Source organism: Methylocella sp. (assembly GCF_041905455.1).
Classification (GTDB): Bacteria; Pseudomonadota; Alphaproteobacteria; order Rhizobiales; family Beijerinckiaceae; genus Methylocapsa.
The window spans coordinates 1-17,476 of the sequence record NZ_JAYRLA010000031.1 but is presented as its reverse complement, the minus strand read 5'-3'; the positions used below and the strand labels follow the sequence as shown (position 1 = coordinate 17,476).

21 protein-coding genes are annotated in these 17,476 nt (G+C 68.2%); 9 read left to right on the top strand and 12 right to left on the bottom strand.

Translation table 11 applies throughout. The features are described from left to right. The 4 genes from ribB to dapA form a co-directional block, all read right to left on the bottom strand. Positions 1 to 881, bottom strand: an 881-nt coding sequence (gene ribB / locus ACE3OG_RS16245) for a 3,4-dihydroxy-2-butanone-4-phosphate synthase (RefSeq protein WP_374310546.1), incomplete at its 3' end; no start/stop codon positions are given. Between the two features lie 38 nt (positions 882 to 919). Further along, a complete protein-coding gene (aroC, locus tag ACE3OG_RS16240; protein ID WP_374310543.1) occupies positions 920 to 2,068 on the bottom strand; it encodes a chorismate synthase in 1,149 nt (382 codons plus the stop codon). Positions 2,069 to 2,121: 53 nt separating this feature from the next. Further along, positions 2,122 to 2,598 carry an SsrA-binding protein SmpB gene (gene smpB, locus ACE3OG_RS16235; RefSeq protein WP_374310541.1) on the bottom strand — a complete coding sequence of 159 codons (477 nt, stop codon included), beginning with the start codon at positions 2,596 to 2,598 and terminating at the stop codon, positions 2,122 to 2,124. Between the two features lie 11 nt (positions 2,599 to 2,609). After that, positions 2,610 to 3,506: a 4-hydroxy-tetrahydrodipicolinate synthase gene (gene dapA, locus ACE3OG_RS16230; RefSeq protein ID WP_374310539.1), complete on the bottom strand. Its 897-nt coding sequence runs from the start codon at positions 3,504 to 3,506 to the stop codon at positions 2,610 to 2,612. Positions 3,507 to 3,758: 252 nt separating this feature from the next. Between dapA and ACE3OG_RS16225 the strand changes: the two genes are divergently transcribed. Then, on the top strand, positions 3,759 to 5,963 hold the full coding sequence (locus tag ACE3OG_RS16225) for a lytic transglycosylase domain-containing protein (protein ID WP_374310537.1): 2,205 nt from the start codon (positions 3,759 to 3,761) through the stop codon (positions 5,961 to 5,963). A 10-nt stretch (positions 5,964 to 5,973) separates the two neighbouring features. Here ACE3OG_RS16225 and ACE3OG_RS16220 read toward each other — a convergent pair whose 3' ends face one another. Further along, positions 5,974 to 6,363, bottom strand: a complete 390-nt coding sequence (locus tag ACE3OG_RS16220) for a response regulator (RefSeq protein ID WP_374310535.1) — start codon at positions 6,361 to 6,363, stop codon at positions 5,974 to 5,976. 132 nt (positions 6,364 to 6,495) lie between these two features. Here ACE3OG_RS16220 and ACE3OG_RS16215 point away from each other — a divergent pair, with 132 nt between their 5' ends. The 5 genes from ACE3OG_RS16215 (at position 6,496) to ACE3OG_RS16195 (ending at position 11,317) form a co-directional block, all read left to right on the top strand. Next, positions 6,496 to 7,440, top strand: coding sequence for an alpha/beta fold hydrolase (locus ACE3OG_RS16215; RefSeq protein WP_374310533.1), 945 nt, complete (start codon positions 6,496 to 6,498; stop codon positions 7,438 to 7,440). 151 nt (positions 7,441 to 7,591) lie between these two features. Then, positions 7,592 to 8,536 carry a histone deacetylase family protein gene (locus ACE3OG_RS16210; RefSeq protein ID WP_374310531.1) on the top strand — a complete coding sequence of 315 codons (945 nt, stop codon included), beginning with the start codon at positions 7,592 to 7,594 and terminating at the stop codon, positions 8,534 to 8,536. 192 nt (positions 8,537 to 8,728) lie between these two features. After that, entirely contained in the window at positions 8,729 to 9,499 is a 771-nt protein-coding gene (locus tag ACE3OG_RS16205; RefSeq protein ID WP_374310529.1) for a metal ABC transporter ATP-binding protein, read from the top strand. After that, complete coding sequence (locus ACE3OG_RS16200) at positions 9,496 to 10,371, top strand: metal ABC transporter permease (RefSeq protein ID WP_374310527.1); 876 nt, start codon at positions 9,496 to 9,498, stop codon at positions 10,369 to 10,371. Before ACE3OG_RS16205 ends, ACE3OG_RS16200 begins: the two co-directional genes overlap by 4 nt. A gap of 28 nt (positions 10,372 to 10,399) precedes the next feature. Continuing rightward, positions 10,400 to 11,317 carry a metal ABC transporter solute-binding protein, Zn/Mn family gene (locus tag ACE3OG_RS16195; protein WP_374310525.1) on the top strand — a complete coding sequence of 306 codons (918 nt, stop codon included), beginning with the start codon at positions 10,400 to 10,402 and terminating at the stop codon, positions 11,315 to 11,317. A gap of 40 nt (positions 11,318 to 11,357) precedes the next feature. Here the strand turns inward: ACE3OG_RS16195 and ACE3OG_RS16190 are convergent, their stop codons facing one another. Further along, the gene (locus ACE3OG_RS16190; RefSeq protein ID WP_374310523.1) at positions 11,358 to 11,591 is read right to left on the bottom strand and encodes a hypothetical protein; all 234 of its coding nucleotides are present in this window, start codon (positions 11,589 to 11,591) and stop codon (positions 11,358 to 11,360) included. 158 nt (positions 11,592 to 11,749) lie between these two features. Here ACE3OG_RS16190 and ACE3OG_RS16185 point away from each other — a divergent pair, with 158 nt between their 5' ends. Beyond that, entirely contained in the window at positions 11,750 to 12,073 is a 324-nt protein-coding gene (locus ACE3OG_RS16185) for an antibiotic biosynthesis monooxygenase (protein WP_374310521.1), read from the top strand. A 117-nt stretch (positions 12,074 to 12,190) separates the two neighbouring features. Here the strand turns inward: ACE3OG_RS16185 and ACE3OG_RS16180 are convergent, their stop codons facing one another. From ACE3OG_RS16180 to ACE3OG_RS16160, 5 genes are all read right to left on the bottom strand, one after another. Continuing rightward, entirely contained in the window at positions 12,191 to 13,066 is an 876-nt protein-coding gene (locus ACE3OG_RS16180; RefSeq protein WP_374310519.1) for an SDR family oxidoreductase, read from the bottom strand. Continuing rightward, a complete protein-coding gene (gene queG / locus ACE3OG_RS16175) occupies positions 13,063 to 14,217 on the bottom strand; it encodes a tRNA epoxyqueuosine(34) reductase QueG (RefSeq protein WP_374310517.1) in 1,155 nt (384 codons plus the stop codon). The genes ACE3OG_RS16180 and queG overlap by 4 nt, the downstream gene beginning before the upstream one ends. Continuing rightward, positions 14,214 to 14,906, bottom strand: a complete 693-nt coding sequence (locus ACE3OG_RS16170) for a glutathione S-transferase family protein (protein ID WP_374310515.1) — start codon at positions 14,904 to 14,906, stop codon at positions 14,214 to 14,216. The genes queG and ACE3OG_RS16170 overlap by 4 nt, the downstream gene beginning before the upstream one ends. A 133-nt stretch (positions 14,907 to 15,039) precedes the next feature. Beyond that, the gene (locus ACE3OG_RS16165) at positions 15,040 to 15,543 is read right to left on the bottom strand and encodes a hypothetical protein (RefSeq protein ID WP_374310513.1); all 504 of its coding nucleotides are present in this window, start codon (positions 15,541 to 15,543) and stop codon (positions 15,040 to 15,042) included. 3 nt (positions 15,544 to 15,546) lie between these two features. After that, on the bottom strand, positions 15,547 to 16,434 hold the full coding sequence (locus ACE3OG_RS16160; protein WP_374310511.1) for a peptidoglycan-binding protein: 888 nt from the start codon (positions 16,432 to 16,434) through the stop codon (positions 15,547 to 15,549). Between the two features lie 45 nt (positions 16,435 to 16,479). On the opposite strand from ACE3OG_RS16160, the gene ACE3OG_RS16155 reads away from it, so the two are divergent. Further along, positions 16,480 to 16,932, top strand: coding sequence for a hypothetical protein (locus ACE3OG_RS16155; protein WP_374310508.1), 453 nt, complete (start codon positions 16,480 to 16,482; stop codon positions 16,930 to 16,932). Positions 16,933 to 16,949: 17 nt separating this feature from the next. Continuing rightward, positions 16,950 to 17,354: a hypothetical protein gene (locus tag ACE3OG_RS16150; RefSeq protein WP_374310505.1), complete on the top strand. Its 405-nt coding sequence runs from the start codon at positions 16,950 to 16,952 to the stop codon at positions 17,352 to 17,354. 9 nt (positions 17,355 to 17,363) lie between these two features. Here ACE3OG_RS16150 and ACE3OG_RS16145 read toward each other — a convergent pair. Next, on the bottom strand, positions 17,364 to 17,476 hold a 113-nt coding region (locus tag ACE3OG_RS16145; RefSeq protein WP_374310414.1), incomplete at its 5' end, for a transposase.

Sequence of the window (17,476 nt, the reverse complement as noted above, 5' to 3'; positions counted from 1 at the left end):
GCGTAGCCGGTCAGCGGGCCGCTCGGCCCCTCGACATGGAACACGCCGACGCGCTCGACGAGCTTTTCGCGCGCCTGACGGTAGGCGATCAGCTCGGCGACCGAGATGCGCTTGAGGCCGTGCTCCCTGGCGAAAGCGTCGATCTGCTGGCCGGCCATCACCGTGCCGTCGTCGTTGGCGAGCTCGCAGATCACGCCGACCGGCGGCAGGCCGGCGAGCCGCACGAGGTCGACGGCGGCCTCGGTATGGCCCGAGCGCATCAGCACGCCGCCCTCGCGGGCGATCAGCGGAAAGACATGGCCGGGCCGCACGAAGTCGGCCGCGCCCATGTTGCCGTTGGCGAGCGCGCGGACCGTGTTCGAGCGCTGCTCGGCGGAGATGCCGGTGGTCAGGCCATGGCGCACGTCGACCGATACGGTGAAGGCCGTGGCGAGCGGCGCGTCGTTGACCGCCACCATGGGCGCGAGGTTGAGCCGGCGCGCCTCGTCGGCGGTGAGCGGCGCGCAGACGATGCCGCAGCAATGGCGGATGATGAAGGCCATCTTCTCCGGGGCGCACAGCGAGGCCGCGCAGACGAGGTCGCCCTCGTTCTCGCGGTCGTCGTCGTCGGTGACGACGACGATCTCGCCGCGCGCGATCGCTTCGATGGCGGCTGACACGGCATGGCTCATCGCCGCGCTCTCCGTGGTTTCGATGGCGAGAAAATCATTGGGCGTCACCGCGCCGCCGGTCTGGCGGAATATCTCCTGAGCCGTCTCGCGCGATACCCAGGCTTCGGACGAATTGCAGAAAAGCGAGACCGCGCCCTTCGAGAGCCCGGTGCGGCGCGCGAATTCGGCTCGCGAGACATTGTTCTGCTTCAGCCAGTCGCCAAGCTTCACTCGAAAGGCCTCCGCCCTGCGGAGAGAGTTCAGCTACACTAAACCGCCTCGCCCCGCAAGGGCGTCGCGTCCGGCCGCGCAAAGGGCCATGCCGGCGTCTCGCCCTGCTGGCCCCGGGCGCGTAAAAAATGGTCGGCGAGCACGATCGCCGCCATCGCCTCGCCGACCGGCACGGCGCGGATGCCGACGCAGGGGTCGTGGCGCCCCTTGGTGACGATCTCGACCTCCGCGCCGAAGCGGTCGAGGCTGCGGCGGGGCGTCAGGATCGAGGAGGTCGGCTTGACCGCGAAGCGGGCGACGATCGGCTGGCCGGTCGAGACGCCGCCCAGAATTCCCCCTGCGTGATTCGACAGAAACAGCGGCCGGCCGTCGTTCCCCATCCGCATCTCGTCGGCGTTCTCTTCTCCAGACAGCGCCGCGGCGGAAAAACCCTCGCCGATCTCCACCCCCTTGACGGCGTTGATCGACATCAGCGCGGCGCAAAGATCGGCGTCGAGCTTGCCGTAGACGGGCGCGCCCCAGCCGACGGGAACGCCCTCGGCGACGATCTCGATCACGGCGCCGACGGAGGAGCCCGATTTGCGCACGCCGTCGAGATAGCCCTCGAACAACGCCGCCGCCTTCGCGTCCGGGCAGAAGAACGGATTGCGGTCGACCTCGGCCCAGTCCCAATTCGCGCGGTCGATTGCGTGCGGGCCGATCTGAATGAGCGCGCCGCGGATCGAGACGCCGGGGACGACCTTGCGCGCCACCGCGCCGGCGGCGACGCGCGCGGCCGTCTCGCGCGCCGAGGAGCGCCCGCCGCCGCGATAGTCGCGAACCCCGTATTTGGCGTCATAGACGTAATCAGCGTGGCCCGGGCGATAGGCCGCCGCGATCGCGGCGTAGTCCTTCGAGCGCTGGTCGGTGTTCTCGATCAGCAGCGCGATCGGCGTTCCGGTGGTCACCTGGCCGCCGGTCGAGGCGTCCTCGAACACGCCCGACAGGATCTTCACCGCGTCGGCCTCGCGCCGCTGCGTGGTGAAGCGGCTCTGGCCGGGCTTGCGCCGGTCGAGGAACGGTTGAATGTCGGCCTCGGACAGCTTCAACCCCGCCGGGCAGCCGTCGACGACGCAGCCGAGCGCCGGCCCGTGGCTCTCGCCGAAGGTCGTGACGCGGAAGAGATGGCCGAAGCTGTTGTGGGACATGGCTCTCTCAGACAGACTTTGGCTCGATCCGGATGCGCCCGGGCGGCGGCGCTTCAGCCCTTCTCGCGCAACAGGCGGCCCTTCTCGCGGTCCCAGTCGCGTTTCTTCTCGCTCTCGCGCTTGTCATGCAGCTGCTTGCCCTTGGCCAGCGCGATCTCGACCTTGGCCCGGCCGCGGTCGTTGAAATAGATCTTCAGCGGCACGATGGTCATGCCCTCGCGCTCGGCGCCCTGCTCAAGCCGCGCGATCTCGCGCATGTGCAGGAGCAGCTTTCTCGGGCGCTTGGGCTCGTGGTTGAAGCGGTTCGCCTGCAGGTATTCCGGGATCGTGGCGTTGACGAGAAAGACCTCGCCCGCGCGGTTCACCGAGACGTAGCTCTCGGCGATGGTCGCCTTGCCGGTGCGCAGCGACTTGACCTCCGTGCCGGTCAGCATCAGCCCGGCCTCGAAGCTCTCGCCGATCTCGTAATTGTGGCGCGCCTTGCGATTGTCCGCCGCGACCTTGTAGAGGCTCTCTTTCCTGGGCGCCACCTGAGCGCGCCTCAGGCGTCGACGAGCAGGCCGGCGTGAGCGAGCGCGGCGCGCAGCGGCTCATGCACGCGCGCGGAGGCCTTCAGCATCGGCTGGCGCAGCTCCTCGGCGATCTTGCCGAGAAGGCCGAGCGCATATTTCGGCCCCGCCGGATTGGGCTCGAGGAACAGCGCCTGATGCAGCGGGCTCAGGCGGTCGTTGATCTTGAGCGCGCGGGCGAAATCATTGGAGAGGCAGGCGTCCTGCATGTCGGCGCACAGCCGCGGCGCGACGTTCGAGGTGACCGAGATGCAGCCGTGGCCGCCGAGCGCCATGACCGCCACCGCCGTGAGGTCCTCGCCCGAAAGCTGGATGAAGTCCGGCCCCAGCGCCTCGCGCTGCTGCGCGGTGCGGGCGAGGTTGCCCGTCGCGTCCTTGACGCCGACGACGTTCTTGAGCTCGTAGAGGCGCTTCATGGTGTCGACGGAGACGTCGACGACCGAGCGCGGCGGGATGTTGTAGACGATGATCGGGATTCCGACGGCGTCGTTGATCGCTCGATAGTGAAGATAGAGCCCCTCCTGCGAGGGCTTGTTGTAATAGGGCGCGACCACGAGCAGCCCGTCCGCGCCGACGCTTTCGGCGTAGCGCGAGAGCTCGATCGCCTCCTTCGTGTTGTTCGAGCCCGTCCCGGCGATGACGGGGACGCGGCCGGCCGCCTCCTTCACGCAGGCGGCGATGACGCGGCGGTGCTCCTCATGCGAGAGCGTCGGCGCTTCGCCCGTGGTGCCGGCCGGCGAGAGGCCGTGCGTGCCGCTCTGGATCTGCCAGTCGATCAGGGCGCGATAGCTCGCCTCGTCGAACGCGCCGTCGCGGAACGGCGTGACGAGCGCGGTGATCGAACCGCGGAAAGCCGTCTTGGCCGTCATTTATGCTCCATCGTCGCTGCCGCGCCTGACCGCCGCCATAATTTGAAGGCTCAGTGCGCCTTTCAAATCGTGGGCGGCGCCGTGGCGCAAGGTCTGGACGACACATAAACGTCCGCGCCGCTTTCGCAAAGACTTTCGAACGACGCCGCGAGGGCGTCGCGGCGCCGGCTGCGCGCGACATGCTTAGCTTTTTCTTAACGAGGCCCGGCCAAGACTGCAGCTTCGGAGCCTCGACGCCAGGGTGACCCAGGGATGACAAGCCGGTCGTCTTTTTCCGAACTCGGCGGGCCCGCAGCTCTCGGCGCCCTGTTCTCCTTCCGCCGAGCCCCCGCGCGCTTCGCCGTGCTGGCGAGCGCGGCCGTCCTTGGCCTCGGCGCGGCCTTCATCCATCAGCGCGGCGCGTTCGATCTCGCGCGCCTGTCCGAGCAGCTTCGCCAACTTGCCGCGGGCGAGGCGCGCCCGAACGCGCCGGCGGCGCCTTTCCTCGCCGCGCCGGACGATCCCGACGAGGAGGCCGCGCGCCGCGCCGGCCTCGCGAGCGAGCCGGCCGCGTCGCCTCCCGCGGCCCCCGCCCTCGCGGACGCGCGCGACCTCGCAGGCCTCAAGGAAGCGCTCGGCCTCTATCGGAGCGGCGGCCTCGCCGCGGGCGACGCGGCGGCGCGCGACGAGAAAGACAAGGTCGTCCGCACGGCCCTCGACTGGGCGGCGCTGCGTCTTTTCCCGCGCGAGGCCGGCTTCGAGCGGGTCGCCGCCTTCGCCGCCGCGCATCCCGACTGGCCGGCGCAGGACTGGCTGCGGCGGCGCGCCGAGGAGGCGCTCTACGGCGACAAGCGCTCGAACAAGATGATCGAGAGCTTCTTCGCCGACGCCGCGCCGCGCACGCCGGCCGGCAAGCTCGCCCTCGCGCGGGCGCTGCGCGACGACGGCGAGACCGCGAAGGCGAGCGCCCTCGTCAAGGACGTGTGGCGCAACCACGACCTCAACGCCGCCTTCGAGACGCGCGTGCGCGCCGAGTTCGGCGCCTTTCTCGACAAGGCCGACCACAAGTTCCGCGCCGACCGGCTGCTCTACAAGGAGCAGGCCGCCGACGGGCTGCGCGCCGCCGCGCTCGCCGGCCCGGACGTCCTCGCCCTGGCGCGGGCGCGCGCCTCGGTCATCGCCAACGCGCCGAACGAGCGCGCCTTCGCCGCCGTGCCGCCCGCGCTGCGGGAGGATCCCGGCTACAAGTTCGCGATGATCCAGAAGCTGCGCCGCGCCGAAAAATTCGAGGCGGCGGCGGCGATCCTCGCGAGCGCGCCGCGCGACCCCGCCGTCATCGTCGACGGCGACGAATGGTGGGTCGAGCGGCGCCTGCTCGCGCGCAAGCTGCTCGACCTCGGCGACGCCAAAGCCGCCTACAAGCTTGTCTCGGAGCATTCGGCGGCCTCGCGCGAGATGAAGCTCGAGGCGGAGTTCCACGCGGGCTGGATCGCTCTGCGCTTCCTCAACGATCCGAAGCTCGCCGCCGGCCATTTCGCCGCCCTCGACGATCTGGCGCAGACGCCGATGTCGGCCTCGCGCGCCGCCTACTGGCGCGGCCGCGCCGCCGAGGCGATGCGCGAGCCGTCGGAGGCGGAGGGCTTCTACCGCAAGGCCGCGGCCTATGCGTCGAACTATTACGGCCAGCTTGCGCGCGAGCGCCTCGGCGTCGCCGCGACGCCGGTCCGCGCCGTCGTCGCCGCGGCGCCGGAGGGCGCGCGCAACGAAGCGGTCGACGTCCTCGACGTCTATTTCGCCGCCGGCGAAAAGGGGCTGGCGACGCCGCTCGCGATCGAGGCCGCGCGCAACCTGCCCGACCCGGCGCAAGTCGGCGCGCTCGCCCGCGTCGTCGACCGCCAGCGCGACGCCAACCTGTCGCTGACCATCGGCAAGCTCGCGAGCCAGCGCGGCGTCGCGCTCGACGACCTCGCCTTCCCCTCCTACGGCGTGCCGGATTTCCAGCCGCTGCGCGGTTCGGCCGAGCCTTCGGTGGTCTACGCCATCGCCCGGCAGGAGAGCGCGTTCAACCCCTCCGCCGTCTCGGGCGCCGGCGCGCGGGGGCTGATGCAGATGCTGTCCTCGACCGCGCGGGCGACGGCGCAGAAGGCCGGCGTCGCCTTCGACGAAGGGCGCCTCACCTCGGACGCCGCGTTCAACGCGCAGCTCGGCGCCGCCCATCTCGGCGACCTGCTCGCCGCGCATCGCGGCTCGCATATCCTGACTTTCGCCGCCTACAACGCCGGCGGCGGGCGCGTGAAGCAATGGCTCGAAGCCTATGGCGATCCGCGCAAGCCCGGCGTCGATCCGATCGACTGGGTCGAGCGCATCCCGTTCACGGAGACGCGCAACTACGTCCAGCGCGTCATCGAGAACATGGCCGTCTATCGCGCCCGCTTCGCGACGCAGGCTTCGATGCAGAAGGCCGACGCCGGCCCGTGACCGGCGCGGCTCAGCCGACGCGGCGGGCGTGGCGGATCACCGCCTCGACCTCGCTCAGCAGGGTCGACGAGGCGTAGGGCTTGGGCACGAAGGCGCCGCCGTTTGGAATTTCCCCGCGCCGCCGGCTCCAGCGGCCGGAGGTGAGCACGACGCCGATGCGCGGCCAGCGGTCCTTGATGCGCCACGCAAGGTCCAGCCCGTCGAGCGAGCCCGGCATCTCGACGTCGGTGACGACGGCGGCGACGTCGGAGCGCTGCGCGAGCACGCTCAGGGCCTCGTCGGCGTTGGCGGCCTCGATGACGCAGAAGCCTGCGCCTTCGAGCACGTCAGCGCCGAACATGCGCACGAGCGGCTCGTCCTCGACGACGAGAATCAGCGGGTGCGCGGCGTTTTCGCTCATGCGCGCCTAACATCGCGTTTTTGGCATGGTTCCAAAGGCCTGAAGTTTAGGTAAAAGCTTTCCTGCCGCGTCCCTTGCGCCAGGACGGGCGCGATTCGCCTGATCGCCCGCGGCGCGCGACGCGAGACGCACATGGCGACCAGAGCCGAGAATCACGAAGCCGCGCCCTTCGCCGAGCGTTTCTTCGAAAGCCGCGACGGCCTGCGCCTTTTCATGCGCGACTACGGCGCGGCGCAGACCGACGGCCCGCCCGTCGTCTGCCTCCCCGGCCTCACGCGCAACAGCGCTGATTTCGCGCCGCTGGCGCAGGCGCTTTCGAGCGGCGCGGCGGGAGAACGGCGACGGCGCGTGCTGGCGCTCGACTATCGCGGGCGCGGGCGCTCGGCTTTCGACCCGGATTGGCGCAACTATTCATTGCCCGTCGAGGGCGACGACATCCTGCGCGCGCTCGACTTCGCCGGGATCGAGCGGGCCTTTTTCGTCGGCACCTCGCGCGGCGGCATGCTCGCCATGCTGCTCGGCGCGTTGCGTCCGTCCTGTCTGGCGGGCGTCGTGCTGAACGACATCGGCCCCGTCATCGAGCGGCGCGGGCTCGACCGCATCCGCGGCTACGTAGGCAAATACCCCCCGCCGACGACGCTCGAGGAGGGCGTCGCCTATCTGAAAAGGACCATGTCCGGCTTCTCGGTGCCGGAGGAGTCCTGGCGCGCCTATGCGGCGGCGACCTTCGTCGACGAGGCGGGACGCGTCGGCGCCCGTTACGATCCGGCGATCGGCAAGGCCTTCGCCGAGTTCGCTCCCGACGACGGGCTGACGGAAAAGATGTGGGCGCTGTTCGACGCGCTGCGCGACGTCCCGCTGATGATCCTGAGAGGCGAGACGTCCGATCTGCTCTCGCCCGAGACCGTGCGCGAGATGACGCGGCGCCATCCGGGCGCGCAGACGCTCACGGTCGCGGGCCAGGGCCACGCGCCGTTTCTCGCGGAGGCGGCGACGATCGGGGAGATCGCCCGTTTCATCGCTCAGGCGGAGGCGGCCGCCCCTGCGCCGCCAGCCTCCGCCGTATCGAGCCAATGACAATCGCCGCGCGAGCGGTCTAGACTGGCGCCTCCGAGTCGATCGCCGCGACGGACGGTCGAGCGAGGACAGGCGCTCGTTCCTGAAGATGGGCCTTGGCGGCGCCGCGCCGGCGCCATCGCTCGTCCGGGCGGCCTCGGGAGGACGGCCCGTGAGCACTTTGTTCGTCACCCATCCGGCGTTTCTCGACCATCGCCCCGGCGTCGGCCATCCCGAGCGGCCGCAGCGCGTTTCGGCGATCGAAGAGGCGCTCGCAGCCCCGCGCTTCGACAGGCTCGCGCGCGAGCTCGCGCCGTTGCGCGACGACGTCGAGGCGGCCATCGTGCGCGCCCACGGGCCGGAGCATCTTCTGCGCGTGAAGGCCGCGGCCGGGCGCGAGGACTTCCCCTACGCCTTCGACGACGACACGGCGATCTCCGCCGGCTCGCTCGAGGCCGCCTATCGCGCCGTCGGCGCCGGGCTGCTCGCGGTGGACCGCGTGTTCGATCCGGCGCACGAAGCGCGCAACGCCTTTCTGGCCGTGCGTCCGCCCGGCCATCACGCCGAGCGAAACCGCGTGATGGGCTTCTGCCTGTTCAACAACATCGCCGCCGCCGCGCTCTACGCGCGCAAGCGCCACGGCGCCGGGCGCGTCGCCATCGTCGATTTCGACGTGCATCACGGCAACGGCACGCAGCAGATCTTCTGGGAGGATCGCGACGTCTTTTTCGGCTCGACGCATGAGATGCCGCTGTTTCCCTATACCGGCGAGGTTTCGGAGACCGGGGCCGGCAACATCGTCAACGCGCCGCTGCGCTCGGGCGACGGCGGCGCGCGCTTCCGCGAGGCGATGGAGGCGCGCATCCTGCCGGCTCTCGACGCCTTCCGTCCCGACCTCATCCTCGTCTCGGCCGGATTCGACGCCCATTTCGCCGATCCGCTCGGCGATCTGCGGCTGACCGAAGAGGATTTCGCCTGGATCACGCTGAAGCTGGTCGAGGCCGCCGACCGCTGCTGCGACGGCCGCCTCGTGTCCTTCCTCGAAGGCGGCTACAACCTCGACGCGCTGGAGCGCTCGAGCGCCGCACACGTCGCCGCGCTGGCGCAAGGGGCCTGAAAACGCGTTCGCAGCGCCGCTGCTTGACCACCGCCCGCTATGTTATGTTATAGCGTTTCATACATGAGGCCGTTCGATGCGCGATCCGTTCCAGCATTCCCTTCTCGCCCGCCCCGCGGCGCAGCGCGTCGCCGGCGCGGCGCTGATCCTCGCCGCGCTCTGGACCGCGATTTTCTGGGCGGCGCGCCTGCAATGACGCGTGAGCGGGCCCTGATCGAGCGCATCGGCGCGGCGCCCGCCGCGCTCACGCTTGAAAACGTCACGATCGCCTACGATCGGCACCCCGCGGTCCACCACGTGAGCTGCGTCTTCGCGCCGGGCAGCCTGACGGCGATCGTCGGCCCGAACGGCGCGGGAAAGTCGACGCTGCTCAAGGCGATCGTCGGCGAGGCGCCGCTGTCGCAAGGCCGGATCATGCGCTCCGCCGGCGCGATCGCCTATCTGCCGCAGGCCGCGGAAATCGACCGCCGCTTTCCGCTTTGCGTCGCCGAGGTCGTGCTGCTCGGCGCCTGGCGCGAGATCGGCGCCTTCGGCGCGACGCCGAAAAACGTCGCCCTGCGGGCGCGCGAGGCGCTCGAGCAAGTCGGGCTCAAGGGCTTCGAGCGCCGGCCCATCGGCTCGCTGTCGGTCGGCCAGTTGCAGCGCGTGCTGTTCGCGCGGCTGATCGTCCAGGACGCCCAGGTGATCCTTCTCGACGAGCCCTTCGCCGCCGTCGATGCGCGCACGACGCGCGATCTTCTGGCCGTCGTGCGCGCCTGGCATGAGGAAGGCCGCGCCATTCTCGCCGTGGCGCACGACCTCGCGCAGGTGCGCGCGCATTTCCCGCAGACCCTGCTGCTCGCGCGTGAAAAGATCGCCTTCGGCCCCACCGAGACCACGCTGAGCGAAGCGAACCTGCGCCGCGCGGAGGCGGCGCCCGAAGCGGAGCTCGACCACGCGCCGGTCTGCGCCGGGGCCGCATGACCACCCTTTCCGCCCTGCTGGTCGAGCCCTTCGTCGACTACGGCTTCATGCGCCGCGCCCTCGTCGCCTGCTTCGCGCTCGGCCTCGGCTCGGGGCCTGTCGGCGTGCTTTTGATGCTGCGCCGCATGAGCCTCGCCGGCGACGCCATCAGCCACGCCGTGCTGCCGGGCGCCGCGGTCGGCTTCCTCGTCGCCGGCGGCCTTTCGCTGCCGGCGATGGGACTCGGCGGGCTCGTCGCCGGCCTCGCCGTCGCGCTTCTCTCAGGCGTCGTCAGCCGCACGACGGCGCTGAAGGAGGACGCGAGCCTCGCCAGCTTCTATCTCGCCTCGCTCGCGCTCGGCGTGCTCATCGTCTCCCTGCGCGGCTCCAACGTCGATCTGCTGCACGTGCTGTTCGGAACGATCCTCGCCATCGACGGCGAGGCGCTCGTGATGATCGGGGCGATCGCCTCGCTGACGCTGCTCGCGCTCGCCCTCGTCTACCGGCCGCTCGCGCTCGAATGCTTCGATCCGGGCTTCCTGCGCTCGGTCGGCGGCCACGGGCCGTTCTATCACCTGCTCCTGCTCTTTCTCGTCGTGCTCAACCTCGTCGCGGGCTTCCAGGCGCTCGGCACGCTGATGGCCGTCGGGCTGATGATGCTGCCCGCCTCCGTCGCCGCCCTGTGGGCGCGCACCCTGCCGGGCATGGCGCTCGTCGCGGCGGCGACGGCGGCGGCGTCGGGATATTGCGGGCTGATCGTGTCGTTCCACCTCGGGCTCGCCTCGGGTCCGACGATCATCCTTTCGGCCGCCCTCGTCTACGCGCTGTCGCTGCTTTTTTCACCGTCCGGCCTCGTCCGGCGGCTGTTTCCGCCGCCGCATCTCGCCGGCTGAGGCTGTTTCAAACGTCAGGAGGTCCTCCATGCGTCCCAAGCCCCTTTCCGGCGCGCTCCTCTGCGCCGCCCTCCTCCTTTCGGCCGCCCCTGCGGCCGCGCGCACGCTCGACGTCGTCGCGAGCTTCACCGTGCTCGCCGACGTCGTGCGCGAGATCGGCGGCGACCACGTGCGGGTGAAAAGCTTCGTGCCGCCGAACGGCGATCCGCACGAGTTCGAGCCTTCTCCCTCGGACGCGCGCGCGCTGAAGGGCGCCGACCTCGCCTTCGTCAGCGGCGACGGTCTTGAAACCTGGTTCAAGCGCCTCGCCAAGGGCGCCGGCTACAAGGGCGAGCCGATCGTCGCCTCAAACGGCGTCAAGACGTACAAGATGGAGGAGGACGGCAAGACGGTCGTCGATCCGCATGTGTGGAACAACCCGCTCAACGTCGTCGTCTGGGCCGGCAATATCGAGAAGGCGCTCGTCGCCGCCGACCCCGAGGACGCCGCCGCGTTCAAGGCCAACGCCGCGGCCTATGTCGAGAAGCTCAAGGCCGCCGACGCCTATGCGCGCGAAAAGATCGACGCGACGCCGAAGGAGCAGCGCAAGATCCTGACGAGCCATGACGCCTTCGGCTATTTCGGCCGCGAATATGGCGTGACCTTCCTCGCTCCGGTCGGCTTCTCGACCGAGACGGAAGCCTCGGCCGCCGCCGTCGCGAAGCTGATCGAGCAGATCAAGCGCGAGCACGTCGCCGTCTATTTCTTCGAGAACTCCAACGACCAGCGCCTTGTGCAGCAGATCGCCGCGGCGACCGGCGCGGAGCCCGGCGGCGAGCTTTACGTCGAATCGCTGTCGCCGCCCGACGGGCCCGCCGCGACCTATCTCACGATGTTCCGCAACAACGTCGACGAGGTCTCGAAGGCGCTCGCCAAGCAGACGTCGGCGGCGCTTGAGAAGCGCTGAGAAGCGCGCGTTCAGCGAACGGGATTTCGCTGAACGCGTTCTAATCCTCCTCGTCGCGCGGCATCAGCATCACCGCCATTCCCATCTGCAGGCTGCCGAAGGTCAGCCCGAAAGAGGCTGCGAGCAGGAACAGCCACAGCCAGCGGTCCGCCGAGCTGGCGATGAGCGTATACAGATGGGCGACGTCCTCGACGACGATGATCAACACCACGAAAAGGCCGATCGCGATCCCGATCAGAGCGTGTCGAAGGAGAAACTTCACGGGTTCGGGCATGGCGCGCCGCAGCTTGCGCTGCGCTCCGGCTTTCCTGGCGAAACCAGCATGTTAGCGCAAAGGTTCCGCGGATTCCACGTCGCGAAGTCTCGCCCCGACGTGCGCGGCCGCGGCAAATGGGTTAAGAGCGCTCGAATCCCCGCAGGAGGCGTTTTCGCATGTACATCGCCATGAACAGGTTCAAGGTTCTGAAGGACGAAACGAAGGCCTTCGAAGACGTCTGGCTGACGCGCGACTCGCATCTTAACGAGGTCCCGGGCTTCATCGCCTTCCATCTGCTGCGCGGGCCGGAGCGTGAGGATCACGTCCTCTATTCGTCGCACACGATGTTCGCCGACGAGGCCGACTTCCTCGCCTGGACCCGCTCCGCGGCGTTCCGCGCCGCCCATGCGCAGGCGGGACAGCGCAAGCCGCTGACGCTGGGACACCCGGAGTTCGAGGGCTTCAACGTCATCCAGTCGCTGGAGAAGGCGCCGGCCTGAGCGAGGCGCGCGAAGCTGGAGCGTTTTCAGCAAAAGTTGCAGACTTTTGCGTTGAGAAAACGCGTTTAGACAAATAGCTGGAGCGCGTTCAGGGAATTGGACTCCGCTGAACGCGATCTAGCGCCCCTCCCCCGCCTCCCACAGCGCGTCGAGACCGGCGCGATAGGTCGGGAAGGCGAGATCGACGCGCAGCTCCTCCTTGAGCTTGCGGTTCGAGGCGCGCTTGTTCTCGGCGTAGAAGCTGCGCGTCATCGCCGAGAGGCCCTCCGCCTCCTCGAGCGAGGTCTCCGGAGGCGGCTCGACGCCCATCAGGTCCGCGGCGTAGGAGACGACGTCCTGCGGCGGCGAGGGCGCGTCGTCGGCGACGTTCCACACGCCGCCGGGCCCCTCATGGGCGATGGCGGCGGCGATCGCCCGGCTGATGTCCTCGACATGGACGCGGTTGAACACCTGGCCCTCCTTCACGACGCGATGCGCCCGGCCCTCCCTGAGGTTGACGAGCGCGTTGCGGCCCGGCCCGTAGATGCCGGCGAGCCGCAGGATATGCACGGTCTTGTCGCGGCTGCGCCCGATCGCCGCCCACGCCTTCTCGGCGTTGAGCCGCGTCTTCGAGCGCTGCGAGGTCGGCGTCGGCTGGCCGTCCTCGTCGACCCATTCGCCCTGCCGGTCCCCGTAGACGCCGATGGTCGAGAGATAGACGATGATCTGCGGCGAGCGCATCGCGGCGATCTTCTGGCCGAAGCGCGCCAGCACGGGATCGACCGAGACGCCCGGCGGGATCGAGATGAGAAGCACGTCGGCCGCGAGCATCTTCGGGACGATCGCCGGATCCTCGCCGTCGGGTCCGAACACCAGGGCCTCGAGCGTCTCGCTCCCGAGCGCGGCCGCCTTCTCGGCCGAGCGGGTCGTGCCTGCGATCGAGTCGAACAGGTCGCCGAAGCGGGCGATGAAATCCCGGGCGCAATAGCCAAGGCCAAAGGCGAAAAGCTTCATGTCAGCCGACCCTCTTCACAACTCTCGAGCGCCGCGGCCCACTCGCGGCGCGTTTGCGCGTCCTCCTCGCGCGCGGCGAGGGCGGAGCGCTCCGCCAGCAGCGCCCTGTCGATCCGCCCGAGCGCCCATACCGCCATGGCGCGGACGAGCGGATCGGATGCGCCAAGATGCGCGGCGACGGGCTCGGCGAGCTCCGGCGCGCGCGAATTGCCGGCGGCGATCAGCGCGTTGCGCATGAAGCGCGCATGGCCGACGCGCTTGACCGGCCCGCCCGCGAAGAACGCGCGAAAAGCGGCTTCGTCGAGGCGAAGCAGGAAATCGAGCTTCGGCGCGCGCAGATCCTCGCGCGCCTGCAGCTTCGCCTCGCGCCCAGCCTGCGCGAACTTGTTCCACGGGCAGGCGGCGAGGCAGTCGTCGCAGCCGTAGACGCGCGCGCCGATTTTTTCGCGCAGCTCAGGGGGAATGTGGCCCTTGTGCTCGATGGTCAGATAGGAGACGCAGCGGCGCGCGTCGAGCACGTAAGGCCTCGGAAAGGCCTGCGTCGGGCAGGCGTCGAGGCAGGCGCGGCAGGAGCCGCAATGGTCCTCCTCGGGAGCGTCCGGCTCGAGCTCCAGCGTCGTGAAGATCGAGCCGAGGAACAGCCAGGAGCCGAACTCGCGCGAGACGAGATTGGTGTGCTTGCCCTGCCAGCCGAGCCCCGAGGCCTGCGCCAGCGGCTTCTCCATCACCGGGGCGGTGTCGACGAAGACCTTGACGCCGGGCGCCTCGCCCGAGCGGCGCGCCGTCGCGACGAGGAAGCCGGCGAGCTCCTTGAGCCTTCCCTTGAGCACGTCATGATAGTCGCGATGGCGGGCGTAGACGGAGACCGCCCCGGCCGTCCGGTCCTTGAAGACCTCGCGCGGGTCTTCGTCCGGCCCATAGTTGAGGCCGAGCATCAGCACGGATCTCGCCTGCGCGAACAGGCTTTGCGGATCGACGCGGCGCTCCGCCGTCGTCTCCATCCAGTCCATGTCGCCGTGGAAGCCCGCGGCGAGCCACGCGCCGAGCCGTTCGCTTTCCTGCGCGGACAAGCGCGCGGGCGCGACGCGCAGCGCGTCGAAACCGAGCTCCAGCGCCTTCGCCCTCACCCGCGAGAGAAGCGTCTCGCTCAAAAATCGAGGTCGGCGTAGACCGGCGCCGGCGAGAGTCCCGGCAGGCGGTCGGCGAGCAGCGAGCGGAAGGCCGGACGCGACTTCACCTTCGAATACCAGAGCTTCGCCGCTTCGTAGTCTTCCCATGGGACGTCGCCCAGAAAATCGACGCAGGAGAGCTGCGCCGCGGCGGCGAGGTCGGCGTGCGACAGCCGGTCGCCCGCGAGCCATTTCCGCGCGCCGGAGAGATATTCGATATAACGCAGATGGGTGCGGATGTTCGCCCGCGCCGCGCGCACCAGCTCCATGTCGGGCGCGCCGCCGCCCCTCTCGCGCGGGCGGTAGCGCTTGTAGACCTTCTCGGTCACCAGCCAGTCGGTCACCTCGCGGAAGAACTTGTCGGCGAACCAGCCGTAAAGGCGGCGCACCTCGATGCGCGAGAGCGGGTCCTCCGGCAGGAGACGGTGCCTGCCGAGCGCGACGCCGCGCGTCTCGTCGAAATATTCGGCGATCACGGCGGCGCCCGGCGCGACGATGTTGGGATGCTCGATCATCACCGGCGTCTCGCCTGCGGGATCGAGGATCAGGAAGTCGCGCCGCCGCTCGAAGGCGTCCTCCTCGATGAGACGGGGCTCGACGCCATATTCGCCGAGCAGCAGGCGCACGAAACGCGAATGGGCGCAGAGCGGGTGATGATAAAGGGTTATCATTCAGCTTCCGTGGTCGCGGGATCGCGCGGACGCGACGAGCGTGAACGCGCGGAGCCCGGATGCGGCGGCGCCATAGGTCCGAGACTTCTCAATTCGGGGTGAAGAATTGGTTAATGGCGCTCAAGAGGCGCCATCAAGGCAGGTCGAAGCCCGAAGCGTCGCGCGCGAGCCCTAACCTGGCGAACAACTCCGGCCCCAATTCCGACTTCGGCGCAGCGGAGCAGGTCAGCGCACCGATCCTGCGCCCGCTTCTTTCAATAACCACCCCCGCCCTGTCGCCTTCTCCCCGAACGATCGCAGTATAGACGACATAGCGAAAAGGAGAATTGGCGAACGCGACATACGCGCCGCCGCCGCCTGAAAAGGTCAGCAAGCCGGAACTGACGACGTCCTGATCGGCGGGTTTGGACGGCAGGACGAGTTTAGCGGCTCCGAGCGGGCCGAACCTGTATTGGATCGCGCCGTCGGCGCCGCCGCAAATCGACAGAACGGCGGCGCGAAGCTGACAGGAGAAGAACGTGGATTCACCCTCGCGGCAGTGCGTCGTCTGGGCGCGAGCGGCGCCGGCCCCAAACGCCAGCGCCGCCGCCAGGGCGACGCGTTCAACTGTGCCGCCCCACCGGCTACGATATGTCATGTTTCAGGTCTGCTTGGTCTTGTCCGTTGCATCCGTCTTCGCGGTTATAGCCGTAACTGGCGTTTTTGGCGTTAGCGCGGTTGCGCCCAAATCGATTCCATTCGCCGACCCCCGGAGCGCCGACCATGTTTTCGGGCCGACGATTCCATCGGAGGCGAGCGCGTTCGCCGCTTGAAAGTGCATGACCGCGACTTCGGTCGCGGCGCCAAAATCGCCGTCGACGGCGATCGGATAGCCCGCGTTCCGCAACTGCTCCTGAAGGTTCGCCACCGCGTCGCCTTTCGAACCGCGCCGCAATGTCGGTTGCGCGTCGACGACCGCTGGAACGGCGAAAGCCTCGATGCGGGCGAGCGCCGCCTTGGCGCGGGAAAGATAGGCTCTGCGGCTCTCAATTCCGTTCTGGCCGCCGTTGATCTTCTCCGTGATGGCGACCAGGTTATCCTGATCGGCGAGCGTATTCAGGTCGTTATTCTTCCAAAACTGGCAGGCGATGCGCAAAGCATTCGCTGGTTCGGCGGCGAGATCGGGATTTGCGATCAAATCGAGGCCGAGCAAATCGCCGTATTTCTGGTAGTTCGCGCGCCCGGTCAGCTGGATCAGGCCGCGCCCCTTGAAGCGCCTGCCATCGCCGGGTTTAATGTTTCCAAGACTTTTTTTACCCTCATATTTGTCGCCGGAGGCATATTCCACCGTCGTGCAGAAGCCGTCCGATTCATGGCATATTTGCGCGAGGAAATGCGCGAGCCTGAGCCGATTGTTGATTTGGTACGGCGGCAGCGTGTCGCCGATGACTTCACCAACGGCGGCGATAATGTTTTTCTGCGCTTCGCGTTTTTTCCCCGTTACGTGAGGCGCGATCTCGGTTAGGATTGTCGAGTCGACTAAAATCATTTTATCCTCCCTTTTTACTGTTTTGCTAAAATGGAAAAAACAGAAGTGATCAATTTTTCTGAAGCAAGTATGCGCTCGGCGCGGCGTTTTGTGAAGCGCCAGCGGCGCGCCGCAATGCTCGGAAAGACCGTCTTTTTTAGCCGCCGGATCGTGGGCGACATTGCTTACGCGTGCCTGCCGGGCCTGCTGACGCTTGGCGTCTCGGGCTGCGCTTTCATTGAAAAAACCAATTCCGACGGGGCGGTTACGCGATCGCTCGTTATCGCCACGCCAGTTGTTTTGGTTGAGCCGAATTCTCCAGGTTCACCCAGAGCCGTAAAGGCCACCGGCGTCGGGCTCTTTGCCGGCGACTCCTCAATGATGCTTGGCTACTACAAGACGTCAAAACTTTACCTGGACGACACATGCCGACTTGTGCTCATGCCGGAGCACGAATCCGATATCGAAAAGTTTAGGCGGCTTAATACTACTCTTAACGCGCTTTGCGTCATGCAGTGAAGGCTTGAGGCGACACCATGAAAATATTGTTCATTCCTGTGAATTCAACTATCTTTTGCGCCTTTCTCTGCGGCTGCGCCCAAAGCGGCAACACGCCATTATTGTTCGGGCAGACGCAGACTGTCGGGATAACGGCGAACGGCTCCACGACGCAGCAGGCGGCCGAGCTAACGCTCGGCTACAGAGACTTCAATGTAGCCCTCGTGCCGGTCGCCGTCTCGACGCCTTCCGGCGAGCTCATACCGGTGAGGGGATCGGTCGGCGGCCAGCAAGCGGGCGACGCCTATTCGGTTCTTGGTCAGTTTAGCGTCGATGCGAGATCGCAGGCGCCGTCGGCGAAACTCGGCAAGTTTTTCGCCACCGGCCTCGCCGCGCAAAAACTGGCGGACGGATTTAGCGCCCAACTTAGCAATAAACATTAGAGCCTGTCGTCAATTGAGCCAGATCACGCTGGCTGCGAGATGGACAGCACCGAGGAAAATTCGGGCGGTCTTGTCGTAGCGTGTTGCGATCGCGCGGTATTGCTTGAGTCTGGCGAAGAAGT